This window comes from Pseudoduganella dura (genome assembly GCF_009727155.1).
Lineage (GTDB): Bacteria > Pseudomonadota > Gammaproteobacteria > Burkholderiales > Burkholderiaceae_D > Rugamonas > Rugamonas dura.
On record NZ_WNWM01000002.1, the window covers coordinates 5,534,408 to 5,549,350 of the forward strand.

At 65.9% G+C, this 14,943-nt stretch carries 10 protein-coding genes; all 10 read left to right on the plus strand.

Annotation, left to right across the window (positions count from 1 at the left end):
• The first annotated feature begins 61 nt into the window (after nucleotides 1-61).
• The 10 genes from araD1 (at nucleotide 62) to GJV26_RS24215 (ending at nucleotide 14,934) form a co-directional block, all read left to right on the plus strand.
• Nucleotides 62-1,042, plus strand: a complete 981-nt coding sequence (araD1, locus tag GJV26_RS24170; RefSeq protein WP_155711209.1) for an AraD1 family protein — start codon at nucleotides 62-64, stop codon at nucleotides 1,040-1,042.
• Complete coding sequence (locus tag GJV26_RS24175) at nucleotides 1,039-2,613, plus strand: aldehyde dehydrogenase (NADP(+)) (protein WP_155711210.1); 1,575 nt, start codon at nucleotides 1,039-1,041, stop codon at nucleotides 2,611-2,613. Before araD1 ends, GJV26_RS24175 begins: the two co-directional genes overlap by 4 nt.
• 67 nt (nucleotides 2,614-2,680) lie before the next feature.
• On the plus strand, nucleotides 2,681-3,448 hold the full coding sequence (locus GJV26_RS24180) for an SDR family NAD(P)-dependent oxidoreductase (RefSeq protein ID WP_155711211.1): 768 nt from the start codon (nucleotides 2,681-2,683) through the stop codon (nucleotides 3,446-3,448).
• Between the two features lie 195 nt (nucleotides 3,449-3,643).
• Nucleotides 3,644-5,557, plus strand: coding sequence for a glycoside hydrolase family 97 protein (locus GJV26_RS24185; protein WP_155711212.1), 1,914 nt, complete (start codon nucleotides 3,644-3,646; stop codon nucleotides 5,555-5,557).
• Nucleotides 5,558-5,579: 22 nt separating this feature from the next.
• Complete coding sequence (locus tag GJV26_RS24190; RefSeq protein WP_155711213.1) at nucleotides 5,580-7,127, plus strand: alpha-N-arabinofuranosidase; 1,548 nt, start codon at nucleotides 5,580-5,582, stop codon at nucleotides 7,125-7,127.
• 4 nt (nucleotides 7,128-7,131) lie between these two features.
• Nucleotides 7,132-8,694 (plus strand): glycoside hydrolase family 43 protein, encoded by a 1,563-nt coding sequence (locus GJV26_RS24195; protein ID WP_155711214.1) that lies wholly within the window; start codon nucleotides 7,132-7,134, stop codon nucleotides 8,692-8,694.
• A 35-nt stretch (nucleotides 8,695-8,729) separates the two neighbouring features.
• Complete coding sequence (locus GJV26_RS24200) at nucleotides 8,730-9,764, plus strand: arabinan endo-1,5-alpha-L-arabinosidase (RefSeq protein WP_155711215.1); 1,035 nt, start codon at nucleotides 8,730-8,732, stop codon at nucleotides 9,762-9,764.
• Between the two features lie 156 nt (nucleotides 9,765-9,920).
• Nucleotides 9,921-12,263 (plus strand): glycoside hydrolase family 127 protein, encoded by a 2,343-nt coding sequence (locus tag GJV26_RS24205; protein WP_155711216.1) that lies wholly within the window; start codon nucleotides 9,921-9,923, stop codon nucleotides 12,261-12,263.
• Between the two features lie 143 nt (nucleotides 12,264-12,406).
• On the plus strand, nucleotides 12,407-13,381 hold the full coding sequence (locus GJV26_RS24210; RefSeq protein WP_155711217.1) for an ABC transporter substrate-binding protein: 975 nt from the start codon (nucleotides 12,407-12,409) through the stop codon (nucleotides 13,379-13,381).
• A 14-nt stretch (nucleotides 13,382-13,395) separates the two neighbouring features.
• Complete coding sequence (locus tag GJV26_RS24215) at nucleotides 13,396-14,934, plus strand: sugar ABC transporter ATP-binding protein (protein ID WP_155711218.1); 1,539 nt, start codon at nucleotides 13,396-13,398, stop codon at nucleotides 14,932-14,934.
• The last annotated feature ends 9 nt before the right edge of the window (nucleotides 14,935-14,943 follow it).

Below are 14,943 nucleotides of genomic sequence, written 5' to 3' on the forward strand. Positions count from 1 at the left end.
CCCCATTCTAAACAAGCCGTTCGCGATGAATGTTCCGGGGACGGCTTCAGGAGATATCAACATGCTGCTCGTACAATTCAAGAACAATGACGGCGCCCGCCAAGTGGGCATCCTGGAAAACGACACGCTGCGCGTGATCGACGGCTACACCACCACCTATGCGCTGGCGCAAGCCGCGATCCGCTCGGGCCAGGGCCTGGCCGCGCTGGCCGAAGCCTCCGCCGGCACCAACACCGTGGCCTATGCCGACGTGACGCCGCTGGCCCCGCTCGACCATGAAGACGCTGCCCACACCTACGTGACCGGCACCGGCCTGACCCACCTTGGCTCGGCCGATGCGCGCGACGCGATGCACAAGAAGATCGGCGGCGACGTCGAAACACTGTCCGATTCGATGAAGATGTTCCGCATGGGCGTCGAGGGCGGCAAGCCTGCGGCCGGCGCGGCGGGCGTGCAGCCTGAATGGTTCTACAAGGGCGATGGCACAATCGTGGCCGCGACGGGCGAAGCGCTGGCGATGCCCGACTTCGCGCTCGATGGCGGCGAGGAGCCGGAAATCGCCGGCCTGTACGTGATCGGCGACGACGGCCAGCCATACCGCCTGGGCTACGCGATCGGCAACGAATTTTCCGACCACGTGACCGAACGCCAGAACTACCTGTACCTGGCGCACTCGAAGCTGCGCGTGTGCGGCGTGGGCCCGGCGTTGCTGGTCGGCGAACTGCCGGCGCACATCGACGGCGTGTCGCGCGTGCTCGATACCGACGGCAAGGTGCGCTGGGAAAAGGCGTTCGTCTCCGGCGAGAACAACATGTCGCACACCATCGCCAACCTGGAACACCACCACTTCAAGTACCAGCTGTTCAAGCGCCCGGGCGACGTGCACGTGCACTTCTTCGGCACCGCCACGCTGAGCTTCGCGGACAACATCTCCGTGCAGCCGGGCGAAACGTTCGAGGTGGAGTCCAGCGCCTTCGGCCCGGCCCTGCGCAACAAGCTGACCGTGGTCGAAACCCAAGTGGCGCAGGTCAAGGCACTATGAGCGTGATCACCGGCGAAGCACTGATCGGTGGCATCGCGGTCAGGGGCAATGGCAGCGACTTCAAGGCCTGGAACCCGAGCCTGAACGCGCACATCGAGCCGTCGTTCCACACGGTCGACGACGACCAGATCGACCAGGCCTGCCGCCTGGCCGGCGCGGCGTTCGACACGTTCCGCGCCACCACCGACGAGCAGCGCGCGGCGTTCCTGGAAACGGTCGCCGCGCAGATCCTGGCGATAGGCGATGCGCTGATCGAACGCGCGATGGCGGAAACTGGCCTGCCACGCGTCCGCCTGGAAGGCGAGCGCGGCCGCACGGTCAACCAGCTCAAGCTGTTCGCCGACCTGCTGCGCGAAGGCTCGTACCGCGACGTGCGCATCGACTCGGCGCTGCCCGAACGCGCGCCGCCGCGCCCGGACCTGCGCTATCGCCTGATCGGCGTGGGCCCGGTGGCCGTGTTCGCGGCATCGAATTTCCCGCTGGCGTTTTCCGTTGCCGGCGGCGATACTGCTTCCGCGTTCGCGGCCGGCTGCCCGGTCGTGCTGAAGGCGCATCCGGCGCACCCGGGCACGTCGGAGCTGGTGGCGCGTGCGGTGGCGAAGGCGGTCGAATTGTCCGGCCTGCCGGCGGGCGTGTTCGCGCTGCTGACCGGCGTGGGCAACGCGTTCGGCCAGGCCGTCGTCGCGCATCCGGAAATCCAGGCGGTCGGTTTCACCGGCTCGCGCGGGGGCGGACTGGCGTTGATGGGCGTGGCGGCGGCGCGTGCGCAGCCGATTCCGGTGTACGCCGAGATGAGCAGCATCAATCCGCTGTTCCTGCTGCCGGGCGCGCTGCAGGCGCGCGGCTTTGATATCGCCCAGCAGTTCGCCGGCTCGCTCACGCTCGGCGTGGGTCAGTTCTGCACAAACCCGGGCCTGGTGCTCGGCATCGCCGGCGCCGACTTCGACGCCTTCGCCCATGCCGCGGCTGCCGCGCTGGGTGGCGTGGCCGCGGGTCCGATGCTGAGCGCCGGTATCGCCGGCGCCTACCAGAAGGGCGTGGCCGGGCTGGCCGGACAGCCCGGCGTGAAGACGCTGGCGCTGGCCGCACAGGAAGAAGGCAAGGGCGGCGCGGCGCTGTTCGTCACGTCGGCCGACGCCTTCCTGGCCGACAAGGCGCTGCATGGCGAAGTGTTCGGCCCCGCGTCGCTGCTGGTGGCCTGCCGCGATGTCGAAGAAATGCGCCATGTGACCGGTCACCTGGAAGGCCAGCTGACCGCCACGCTGCAGCTGGAGGAAAGCGACCATGCCGCGGCCGAAACGCTGCTGCCGGCGCTGGAGCGCAAGGTCGGCCGCATTCTTGCCAACGGCTTCCCGACCGGCGTGGAAGTGTCGACGGCGATGGTGCACGGCGGACCTTTCCCGGCCACGTCGGACGGCCGCAGCACGTCGGTGGGTACCGGTGCCATCCTGCGCTTCCTGCGCCCGGTGTGCTACCAGAACCTGCCGCAGCCGCTGCTGCCCGACGCGCTGCGCGACGGGAACCCGCTGGGGATCTGGCGCCGCCGCGATGGCGTGCTGGGCAAGGAATGACGGCAGCACCGCAACGGCGGCCGGAACGGATGTTGGAACAAGTTGAAACAAGAACGGGAGACAGAGCATGACTGAGTTGGCCAAGTTCGGCAGTTTGCGCGGCAAGCGCGTTTTCGTCACCGGTGGCGGCACCGGCATCGGTGAAGCGATCGTGGCTTCCTACGCGGAGCAGGGCGCGATCGTCGCGTTCGTCGACATCGCGAAGGAACCCAGCCTGGCGCTGGTCGAGCGCATCAAGGCCGCCGGCCATCCGGCGCCGCTGTACCGCTATTGCGACATCACCGACATCCCGGCGCTGCAGAACACCATCGCCGAACTGGCGGCGGAAATCGGCGACTTCGACGTGCTCGTCAACAACGCCGCCAACGACCAGCGCCACGCGCCGGAAGACGTGACGCTCGAATACTGGAACGAACGCATCGCGATCAACCAGCGGCCGATGTTCTTCACCTGCCAGTCCGTGCTCGAGGGCATGAAGAAGAAGGGTGGCGGCTCGATCATCAACATCAGCTCCATGTCGTGGCATGCCAAGAACGGCGGCTATCCCGTCTACGGCACCACGAAGGCCGCCGTGATCGGCCTGACACGCTGCCTGGCCCGCGACTTCGGCCCGCACAACATCCGCGTCAACACCGTCACCCCGGGCTGGGTGATGACGCAACGGCAGATCGACCTGTGGGTCGACGACGCCGCCGAGCTGGAAATCAAGAAGGCGCAGTGCCTGCCGGGCAAGCTGATGCCCGAGCACGTGGCCGCGATGATCCTGTTCCTGGGCGCCGACGACAGCGTGATGTGCACGGGGCAGGAATTCATCGTCGACGCGGGCTGGGTTTAAGCGGCTAGGGTCGAGCCCGAGTCACTTTGGTGCCAGGCACCCATGTGACACAGGCCCGGCCATGTTCGGCTCCCAGCTGCGCGGCAAAGCTCGACTTTGATGAGCTCGTGTCACCATGGTGCCTGGCACCAGGGTGACACGAGCTCAAGCGTAGCTGGTTTGTTGTATCCATCGCTGCATTCATTGTTGACGACCATGAAACCTGCCCTGTACCGGATACTGGCGGTATCGGCTTTCGCCGCGCCCGCCGCATTTGCCCAGACTCTCTCCAGCCCCGACGGCCAGCTCGCCGTCACCGTCGCCCAGTCGAAGGACGGCGGCGTCACGTATCAGATCGCACGCGCCGGCAAGCCCGTGCTGCGCGAGTCCGCACTGGGCCTGTCGTTCGACGGCGTCGACTTCACGAAGAAGCTGACCGCCCTGGACGTGTCGCCCCCGCAGCCGGTCGACGAGCAGTACGAGCTGGCCGCCGGCAAGCGCCGTCACGTCACCTACGCGGCCAACGAGCGCACCTGGCGCTACGTCAATGCCAGCCAGCAGCCGCTCGAGATCACGTTCCGCGTGTCGAACGACGGCGTGGCGTTCCGCTACACGGCCCGTGCGCCCCGGCTGACATTCCGGGAAGAGGCGACGAGCTTCGCGTTCGCGCCCCAGGCCCGCGCGTGGCTGCAGCCGATGTCCGTCGCCAAGACGGGCTTTGCGCGCACCAACCCGTCATACGAGGAGCTGTACCAGGTCGATATCCCGGTCGGCACGCCGTCGCCGCTGGCGGCCGGCTGGGTGTTCCCGGCGCTGTTCCGCACCGGCGACACCTGGGTGGCGCTGACCGAGGCGAACATGGACGGCAGTTTCCACGCCTCGCGCCTGCAGGCGCAGTCGAAGGGCGGCGTCTACCGCATCGGGGCGCCCATGCCGGCCGAAACGTTCACCGGCGGCGCATTGCTCCCGGATGCCACCGGCCAGATCACCACGCCGTGGCGCGTGCTGGCGATCGGCAGCCTGGCCACCGTGGTCGATTCCACGCTTGGCACCGACCTGGCCGCGCCGGCACGGAACGCAATTCCCGACTGGGTCAAAGCGGGCCACGCGTCGTGGAGCTGGGCGATCCTGAAGGATGACTTCACCACGTTCGGCACGCAGAAGCAGTTCATCGACTACGCGGCCGACATGGGCTGGGATTACACGCTGATCGATGCCTACTGGGACCAGAAGATCGGCTACGACAAGGTGAGGGAGCTGGCCGCCTACGGCAAGGAAAAAGGCGTCGGTGTGCTGGTCTGGTACAACTCGGCCGGCGCCTGGAACGATACCGACATGACCCCGCACGGCAAGCTGCTCACGTCAAGCGACCGCCGCGCCGAGTTCGCCAAACTGCGCGACATGGGCGTCAAGGGCATCAAGGTCGACTTCTTCGGCGGCGACGGCCAGTCGATGATCGACTACCACGTGGGCATCCTGCGCGACGCTTACGAGGCCAGGCTGCTGGTCAATTTCCATGGCACCACCCTGCCGCGCGGCTGGTCCCGCACGTGGCCGAACCTGGTGACGGCGGAAGCCGTGCGCGGCTTCGAGTTCGGCACGTTCGAGCAGAAGAACCACGATCCGGTCGCCGGGCATGCGGCAATGCTGCCGTTCGCGCGCAACCTGTTCGATCCGATGGACTTCACGCCGATGGTGTTCGGCGATATTCCGAACATCAGGCGCGTCACCCGCAACGGTTTCGAACTGGCCGAGTCGGTGCTGTTCGTTTCCGGCATCCAGCATTTCGCCGAAGTCCCGCAGGGCATGGCCACCGTGCCCGATTACGTCAAGGAATTCCTGCGCACGCTGCCGGCGCGCTGGGACGACAGCCGGTTCCTGGCGGGCGATCCAGGCCGGTATGCCGTCATCGCGCGCCAGGCCGGCGGCAAATGGTACGTGGCCGGCTTCAACGGCACGCAGAAGGACCGCACGGTAACGCTCGACCTGGCTTTCGCCGACGGCAAGGCCGGCAGGATCATCACCGACGGCGCCGGCGAACGCGCGTTCGCGCAGGCCGATATCACCGCAACGAAGAAGACCCGCATCAAAGTAAAAGCATGTGGCGGCTTTGTCGCCGTATTCGAATAAAAACCACTTCAGGAGACCCCTCATGATCAAGCGTACCATTCTCGCCTTTAGTGTCAGCAGCGCGCTGGCCCTCTGCGGCACCGCCTTCGCGCAAGTCAGCGTGACGATCGACACGGCCAAGCCGGGCCCCGTCATCGACAAGAACGTGTATGGCCAGTTCGCCGAACACCTCGGCACCGGCATCTACGAAGGCATGTGGGTGGGCCCGGAATCGAAGATCCCCAACACGAAGGGCTGGCGCAACGACGTGGTCGGTGCGCTGAAGGACCTGCACGTGCCGCTGGTGCGCTGGCCGGGCGGCTGCTTCGCCGACGAATATCACTGGAAGGACGGCATCGGCCCGCGCGGCAAGCGCCCGGTGAAGGTCAACACCAACTGGGGCAACGTCACCGAGAACAACGCCGTCGGCACGCACGAATTCTTCGACCTGGCCGAGCTGCTGGGTTCCCAGGTCTACATCAACGGCAACCTGGGCACCGGCTCGGTGCAGGAGATGAGCGAGTGGGTGGAGTACATGACGTCGCCGAGCAAGTCCACGCTGGCCGAGCTGCGCCGCAAGAACGGCCGCGACAAGCCGTGGAAAGTGGACTTCTTCGCCGTCGGTAACGAGATGTGGGGCTGTGGCGGCAACATGAACGTCGAGCATTACACGAACCTGTACAAGAACGCCACCACGTTCCTGCGCGCGCCGAAGGAGTACAAGCCGCAGTTCATCGCCAGCGGCAGCCACACGGACGACGTGAAGTGGTCCGACGTGCTGACGCGCGAGGTCAAGAACGACATGGCAGGCGTGAGCTTCCACTATTACACGATCCCGACCGGCAAGTGGGAAGTGAAGGGCGCCGCCACCGGCTTCCCGGAAAGCCAGTGGTTCAGCACGATGCAGAACACACTGAAGATGGACAAGTTCATCCGCGACAACAAGGTGGCGATGGACAAGAACGACCCGCAGAAGAAGGTGGGCCTGTTTGTCGACGAATGGGGCACCTGGTATGACGTGGAACCGGGCACCAACGCCGGTTTCCTGTACCAGCAGAACAGCATGCGCGACGCCGTGGTGGCCGCGCTGAACTTCAACATCTTCCACGACCATGCGGACCGCGTGCGCATGACGAACATCGCGCAGATGGTCAACGTGCTGCAGGCGATGATCCTGACCGACAAGACCCGCATGGTGCTCACGCCGACGTACCACGCTTACAAGATGTACGTGCCGTTCCAGGATGCGACCTCGCTGCCGGTGGCGCTGCAGAACAACACCGCGTACAGCTTCGGCAGCGAAGCGGTACCGCAGGTGAGCGCTTCGGCCGCGCGCGGCAAGGATGGCAAGGTGTACCTGGCGCTGGTCAACACCGATCCGAACAAGGCGACCGAGGTGACCGTCAACGTCGGCGGCGCCGGCGCGGCGAAGCTGACGGGCCAGGTGCTGACGTCCGCCGCAATGGATGCGCACAACACGTTCGAGGCGCCCAACGCGGTGAAGCCCGCCGCCTACAGCGCGCAGGCCGCCGGCGGCAAGCTGACCATCCAGCTGCCGGCCAAGTCGGTGATCGTCGGCGCAGTGGAGTAAGTCCATGAAACCAGGAACGCTTGCGGCCGCGCTGGCCGCGGCGGGCCTGCTGACCCTCGCCGCCTGTGGCGGCGGGGGCGGCAGTGACACGCCCGTCGCAACGGCGCCTTCGACGCCCGCCACCCCCACCACCCCGGCCACGCCAGCCACGCCGGCCACGCCGGCGGTGCCTGCCGCGCCGGCACAGGCGCCGGTCACGTTCGCCAACGTCTCCGTGCACGATCCGTCGGTGGTGCGCGTGGATGGCACGTTCTATGTCTTCGGATCGCACCTCGCCGCGGCGAAATCGACCGACCTGGTGAACTGGACGAAGATCGCCGACGGCGCCACCGCCACCAATCCGCTGTTCGCGGACGTGACGAAGCAGCTCGCGGAAACCTTCGCCTGGGCACAGTCCAGCACCCTGTGGGCGCCGGACGTCATCAAGCTCGATGACGGCAGATACTATTTTTACTATAACGCCTGCAAGGGCGACTCGCCGCGCTCGGCGCTCGGCGTGGCCGTGGCCGACAGGATCGAAGGCCCGTATGTCAACAAGCAGGTGATCCTGAAATCTGGCATGTGGGGCGAGGCGGGCGCGGACGGTACGATCTACGACGCCGTCAAGCACCCGAACGTGGTCGACCCGCAGGTATTCCGGGACAAGGAAAACAGGCTGTGGATGATCTACGGCTCGTATTCGGGCGGCATCTTCATCCTGCAGATGGACCCGGCCACCGGCCTGCCGCTGGCGGGGCAGGGCTACGGCAGGCACCTGCTGGGCGGCAACCACGCGCGCATCGAAGGCGCCTACGTGCAATACAGCCCGGAAAGCGGCTACTACTACCTGTTCACGTCGTTCGGCGGGCTCGACGCGAACGGCGCCTACAACGTGCGCGTGGCGCGCTCGCGAACGCCGGACGGCCCCTACGTGGATGCGAAGGGTACCGACATGGCGACGGTAAAGTCCGACCCGGCGAAGCCGCTGTTCGACGATGCCAGCATCGCGCCGCATGGCCAGAAACTGATGGGCAACCACCAGTTCGCACTGGCGGCGGGTGAAACCGGCACGGCTCCCGGCTACGTTTCGCCGGGCCACAACAGCACGTACTACGATCCGGCGACGAAGCAGTACTTCATCATCTTCCATACCCGCTTCCCGGGGCAGGGCGAGCTGCATGAGGTGCGGGTGCACGAGATGTTCATCAACGAGGATGGCTGGCCGGTGGCCGCGCCGTTCCGCTACGTGCCGTTGAGCCGCGCCGCCGGCACGCCGTCGCCGGTCGTGGCGGCGGCCGATGTGGCCGGCTCGTACAAGCTGGTCAACCACGGCAAGGACATTTCGGCAACCATCAAGCCGTCGCAGGCGATTACCCTGGCGGCGGACGGCAGGGTGGCCGGCGCGGTCACCGGCACGTGGACGCACAAGGGTGCCAACCGCATCGCGCTGGCCGTCGACGGCACGGCCGCGGTATACAACGGCGTTCTGTCGCGGCAGTACAACACGAACGCCAATGCGTTCACGGTGACGTTCTCGGCGCAGAATGCCGACGGCGTGTCGCTGTGGGGCGCGAGGGTGGGTAACTGAGCAGGCAATCGAAGGAGTATCGGAGGATGTTGCAGATGAGGTTCCAAACGAGGTTTCAACATGTTGCACTGGCGGCGGCGCTGCTCGCCGGCGCGGCCGGCGCCCAGGCGGGCCAGGTCGGCGTGCACGACCCGGTGATGGCGAAGGACGGCAACACGTACTACGTGTTTTCGACCGGTCCTGGCATCACGTTCTACAGCTCGAAAGACATGAAAACCTGGCGTCCGGAAGGCCGGGTGTTCGCCGGCGATCCGGCGTGGGCGAAAAAGGCGGCGCCGTCGTTCGACGGCCACATTTGGGCGCCGGACATCGTCCAGCGCAACGGCAAGTTCTATCTGTACTATTCCGTGTCCGGCTTCGGCAAGAACACGTCGGGCATGGGGGTCACCATCAACAAGACGCTGGACCCGCGCTCGCCAGACTACAAGTGGGTCGACCAGGGCATGGTGATCCAGTCCGTGCCGGGGCGCGACCTGTGGAACGCGATCGATCCGGCCGTCATCGCCGACGAGCAGGGCAACGGCTGGATGTCGTTCGGTTCGTTCTGGACGGGCCTGAAGCTGTTCAAGCTGAACGCCGACTGGACCAGACCGGCCGAGCCGCAGGAATGGCACACCATCGCGCGCCGCGAGCGGCCCGCGTTCGAGCCCGACGAATCGGCCGCGCCGGCGGAAATCGAGGCGCCGTTCCTCTTCCGGAAGAACGGCTACTATTATCTGTTCGCTTCCTGGGGCCTGTGCTGCAAGAAGGAGGGGAGCACGTACCACGTCGTCGTCGGCCGCTCGAAGACGGTCACCGGCCCCTACCTGGACAAGGACGGCAAGGACATGGCGAAGGGCGGCGGCTCGCTCGTCATCAAGGGCAACCGCGACTGGGTCGGCCTGGGCCACAACAGCGCCTACACCTTCGACGGCCGCGACGTGCTCGTGCTGCACGCGTATGAAACCGCCGACGACTACCGGCAGAAGCTGAAGGTACTGGACATCAAGTGGGACGGCGGCTGGCCCGTCGTCGATCCCGCGCAGCTGAACAGCTACCAGAGCGTGCTGCTGCCGGCTGGCGCAAAGTAACCATCCTCGGTCACGAGCGATTACTGTCGAGCTTGTGTCACCCTGGTGCCAGGCACCAGGGTGACACGGCCTCAGCCATGAAAATTAGCTGTCGAGCTCGTGTCACTTCGGTGCCTGGCACCAGAGTGACACGGACTGAACTGTAGGAAAACATCCATGTCGACTCTCCGCCGCCTTGCCCTTGCCGCCGCGCTGTGCTGCGCCGGTTCCGCCCACGCCGCCGACCTGTTCCAGCTGCGCGATGTGCGCCTGGCCGCGAGCCCGTTCCTGGAGGCCCAGCAGACGGACCTGCGCTACCTGATGGCGCTCGATCCGGACCGGCTGCTGGCGCCGTTCCGCCGCGAGGCGGGGTTGCCGGCGGTGAAGCAGTCGTACGGCAACTGGGAGTCCAGCGGCCTCGATGGCCACATGGGCGGGCACTACCTGTCGGCGCTGGCGCTGATGCACGCGGCGACCGGCGACCCGCAGGTCAAGGAGCGCCTCGACTACTTCGTGCGCGAGCTGAAGCGCTGCCAGGACGCCAGCGGCGACGGCTATCTCGGCGGGGTGCCCGGCGGCAAGGAAGCGCTGGCGAAGATCGCGCAAGGCGACCTGCAGGCCGACAATTTCTCCGTCAACGGCAAGTGGGTGCCGTGGTACAACCTGCACAAGACGTTCGCCGGCCTGCGCGATGCCTACAGGATCGGCGGCAACGCCGATGCCAGGGCGATGCTGGTCGCCTATTCGGACTGGGCGCTGGGCCTGACGTCGAAGCTGTCCGACGCGCAGATGCAGGCGATGCTGCGCGCCGAGCATGGCGGCATGAACGAAGTGCTGGCCGATGTGGCCGAGATCACGGGCGATCGCAAGTACCTGGCGCTGGCGCAGCGCTTCTCGCACCGCGCCGTGCTCGACCCGCTGGAAGCGGGCAAGGACCAGCTGACGGGCCTGCACGCCAACACGCAGATCCCGAAAGTGATCGGCTTCGAACGCGTGGGCACGCTGGCGAACGATCCGAAGATGCGCGAGGCGGCCCGGTTCTTCTGGCAGACGGTGGTGAACAACCGCAGCGTGGCGATCGGCGGCAACAGCGTCAAGGAGCACTTCCACGACCATGCCAATTTCGGCCCGATGATCGACGAGGTGGAAGGCCCCGAGACCTGCAATACCTACAACATGCTCAAGCTCACCGAGCTGCTGTTCGCCGACAGGCCGCAGTCGCGCTACGGCGACTACTACGAGCGCGCGCTGTACAACCACATCCTGTCGTCCCAGCGCCCGGAAACCGGCGGCTTCGTCTATTTCACGCCGATGCGCCCGAACCACTACCGCGTGTATTCGCAGGTGGATCAGGGCATGTGGTGCTGCGTGGGCTCCGGCATCGAGAGCCACGCGAAGTACGGGCAGTTCATCTACGCCCGCGAGAAGGATACGCTGTTCGTCAACCTGTTCATCCCGTCCGAGCTGACGTGGGCCGACAAGAACGTGCGCATCACGCAGGCCACCGCCTTCCCGGACGAGGACACCACCCGCGTCACCGTCCATGGCGGCGGCAGGTTCTCGATCAAGCTGCGCTACCCGGCCTGGGTGGCCAAGGGCGCGCTGGCGGTGAAGGTGAACGGCAAGGCAGTCCAGGCCACGGCCGGCGCCGACGGCTACGTGAACATCGACCGGCAATGGCGCGACGGCGACACGGTGGACCTGAAACTGCCGATGAAGACGCACCTGGAACAGATGCCGGACAAGTCGAACTGGTACGCGGTGCTGCACGGCCCAATCGTGCTGGCCGCGAAGACCGCGCCGTTCCGGGACGAGAAGCTCAACGTGTTCGCCGACGATTCGCGCATGGGCCACATCGCCCAGGGCCAGGTCTGCCCCCTGGAGGCGGCGCCGATGTTCGTCGCCGATGCGAAGGATTTCACCAATCGCATCAAGCCCGTCAAGGGCCAGCCGCTGACATTTACCGCGCCGGGCCTGATCAGGGGCGGTCCGGATGCCGGCAACCTGCGCCTGATCCCGTTCTTCCGCCTGCATGATGCGCGCTACACGATGTACTGGCAGCGCTCGACGCCGGCCGGCCATGCGGCGCTGAAGGAACGGACCGCGCAGGATGAAAAGGAACGCCTGGAACTGAACGGGCGCACGATCGACCAGGTGGCGCCCGGCGAACAGCAGCCGGAGTCCGACCACGCCTTCAAGGGCGACGGCGCCGATTCCGGCATCAACGCCGGGCGCCACTGGCGCCATGCCACGGGCTGGTTCAGCTACGTGCTGAACAACCCGAAAGGCGAGGCGAAGACGCTGCGGCTCACGTTCGCGTCCGGCGACGCGGGCCGCCGGTTCGACATCCTGGTCGACGGCAAGGTTCTGGACTCGGTCGAGCTGGAGAAGGAGGATGAGGCGTTCTACAGCCGCGATATCGCGCTGCCGGCGGATGTCGGCGCGAAGATCGAGGTCAAGTTCGTTGCCCGGCCCGGCTCGATCGCCGGCGGCCTGTATGGCTTGAGGCTGTTGCGATAACAAAAAAGGTATGGCAGCCTGTAAAAAATATATTGGTTCGACATGGCCATTTCTTCTACCATAGCCGCAAAAGAAGAATTGCTACATTTTAGCTACTGCATTTGCAACCGCATCTGCAACGACCGACAAGCACGGAGACACGCATGACTGTACAGCGCAGGACGTTCATCGCCGCAGGTTCCCTTACACTTGCACTGGCCCTGGCCGGCATTTCCTTCCCCGCCATGGCGGCCAAGCCGCTCGTGATCGGCTTTTCGCAGGTGGGTGCCGAATCCGAATGGCGCACCGCCAACACCGTGTCGATCAAGGACGCCGCCAAGAAGGCCGGCGTGAACCTCAAGTTCGCCGACGCGCAGCAGCGCCAGGAAAACCAGGTCAAGGCGATCCGTTCGTTCATCGCCCAGAAGGTCGACGTGATCGCCTTCTCGCCGGTGGTGGAATCGGGATGGGACACGGTGCTGCGCGAAGCGAAGGCGGCCAACATTCCCGTGATCCTGACGGACCGCGACGTGAACGTGGCCGACAAGTCGCTGTACGTCACGCTGATCGGTTCCGATTTCGTCGAGGAAGGCCGCCGCGCCGGCCGCTGGCTCAACGAGTACGTGAAGAAACAGCCGGGCAAGACGTTCAACGTCGTCGAGCTGCAGGGTACCGTGGGTTCGGCGCCGGCGATCGACCGCAAGGCCGGTTTCGAGGAAGTCACCAAGGGCAACACGCAACTGAAGGTACTGCGCACGCAGACCGCCGAATTCACCCGCGCCAAGGGCAAGGAAGTGATGGAGGCGTTCCTGAAGGCGCACGGCAAGAATATCAACGTGCTGTACGCGCACAACGACGACATGGCCATCGGCGCCATCCAGGCGATCGAGGAAGCGGGCCTGAAACCGGGCAAGGACATCATCATCGTGTCCGTCGACGCGGTGCGCGGCGCATTCGAAGCCATGATCCAGGGCAAGCTGAACGTCACGGTGGAATGCAATCCGCTGCTCGGGCCGCAGCTGATGCAGGCCGCCAGGGATGTCAAGGCCGGCAAGCAGCTGCCGAAGCGCCTGGTCGTCGAGGAGCGCGTGTTCCCGGCCGAAGTGGCGCTGAAAGAATTCCCGAACCGTAAGTACTGATGTCGGCGGCAGGCATGGCAACCGACCGCACGCCGGTACTGGAGCTGACCGGCATCCATAAAAGCTTCCCCGGCGTGAAGGCGTTGCTTGACGCGGGCCTGCGCCTGTATCCGGGCGAAGTGCACACGCTGATGGGCCAGAATGGCGCGGGCAAGTCCACGCTGATCAAGGTGCTGACCGGCGTGTACACGCCGGATGCCGGCCGCATCCTGCTCGACGGGCAGGCGGTACAGCCGAACTCCACGCTGGAAGCCCAGCAGCTGGGCATTTCGACCGTGTACCAGGAAGTCAACCTGTGCCCGAATCTGTCGGTGGCCGAGAACATCTTCATCGGCCGCTACCCGCGCACCTGGTTCGGCGTGGACTGGAAGGCCATGCGCGAGCAGGCCACGGTCCTGCTGCGCCAGCTGGAGGTGGACATCGACGTCACGCAGCCGCTGGCCCGCTATTCGCTGGCGATCCAGCAGATGGTGGCGATCTCGCGCGCGCTGAACACCTCGGCGAAAGTGCTGATCCTCGACGAACCGACGTCCAGCCTGGACGAAGCCGAAGTGCAGCTGCTGTTCCGCGTGCTGCGCCGTCTGCGCGGGGAAGGCATGGCGATCCTGTTCGTCACCCACTTCCTCGACCAGACCTACGCCATTTCGGACCGCATCACGGTGATGCGCAACGGCGAGCGCGAAGGCGAGTATCCGGCCAGCGAACTGTCCCGCCTGGCGCTGATCAACAAGATGATCGGCGCGCCGGCCCAGCAAAGCGACGAAGCCGCGCCGGCCGTGAAGACCGCAAGCCACGCGGGCGGCACGCTGATGACGATCGAGGGACTGGGCCGCCGCGGCGCCCTGAAGCCGGTCGACGCCGAAGTGAAGCAGGGCGAAGTGCTGGGCCTGGTGGGCCTGCTGGGTTCGGGCCGCACCGAGCTGGCCCGGCTGCTGTTCGGCGCCGACAAGGCCGATACCGGCAGCATCACCATCGGCGGCAGGACGCGCACGTTCGACACGCCGCGCGACGCGATCGCGGCCGGCATCGGCTTCTGCTCGGAAGACCGCAAGCACGAAGGCGCGATCCTGTCGCTGTCGGTACGCGAGAACCTCGTGCTGGCGCTGCAGGCGCAGACCGGCGTGATGCGCGCCATTCCGATGAAGCTGCAGCAGGAGCTGGCGGAAAACTACGTGAAATGGCTGGGCATCAAGACGGCCAGCATCGAAACGCCGATCGGCACGCTGTCGGGCGGCAACCAGCAAAAGGTGCTGCTGGCGCGCTGGCTGTGTACCGATCCGAAGCTGATGATCCTGGACGAGCCCACGCGAGGCATCGACGTGCGCGCCAAGCAGGAAATCATGGATTACGTCACCACGCTGTGCAAGACGGGCATGTCGATCCTGTTCATCTCGTCCGAGCTGCCGGAAGTGCTGCGCTGCAGCGACCGGATGGTGGTGCTGCGCGACCGCGAGAAATGCGGCGAATACGTGCGCGGCGAGTTGAACGACGAAACCGTGCTGCAGGTGATCGCCGGCGAATTTACACGGGAAACCGCAGGGGAACAGGCATGACGCAAGTGA

Excerpts from the sequence above, each read along its gene's own strand:
- araD1 (WP_155711209.1), top strand. The coding sequence starts at position 62 with ATGCTGCTCGTACAATTCAAGAACAATGACGGCGCCCGCCAAGTGGGC.
- GJV26_RS24175 (WP_155711210.1), top strand. The coding sequence starts at position 1,039 with ATGAGCGTGATCACCGGCGAAGCACTGATCGGTGGCATCGCGGTCAGG.
- GJV26_RS24180 (WP_155711211.1), top strand. The coding sequence starts at position 2,681 with ATGACTGAGTTGGCCAAGTTCGGCAGTTTGCGCGGCAAGCGCGTTTTC.
- GJV26_RS24185 (WP_155711212.1), top strand. The coding sequence starts at position 3,644 with ATGAAACCTGCCCTGTACCGGATACTGGCGGTATCGGCTTTCGCCGCG.
- GJV26_RS24190 (WP_155711213.1), top strand. The coding sequence starts at position 5,580 with ATGATCAAGCGTACCATTCTCGCCTTTAGTGTCAGCAGCGCGCTGGCC.
- GJV26_RS24195 (WP_155711214.1), top strand. The coding sequence starts at position 7,132 with ATGAAACCAGGAACGCTTGCGGCCGCGCTGGCCGCGGCGGGCCTGCTG.
- GJV26_RS24200 (WP_155711215.1), top strand. The coding sequence starts at position 8,730 with ATGAGGTTCCAAACGAGGTTTCAACATGTTGCACTGGCGGCGGCGCTG.
- GJV26_RS24205 (WP_155711216.1), top strand. The coding sequence starts at position 9,921 with ATGTCGACTCTCCGCCGCCTTGCCCTTGCCGCCGCGCTGTGCTGCGCC.
- GJV26_RS24210 (WP_155711217.1), top strand. The coding sequence starts at position 12,407 with ATGACTGTACAGCGCAGGACGTTCATCGCCGCAGGTTCCCTTACACTT.
- GJV26_RS24215 (WP_155711218.1), top strand. The coding sequence starts at position 13,396 with ATGGCAACCGACCGCACGCCGGTACTGGAGCTGACCGGCATCCATAAA.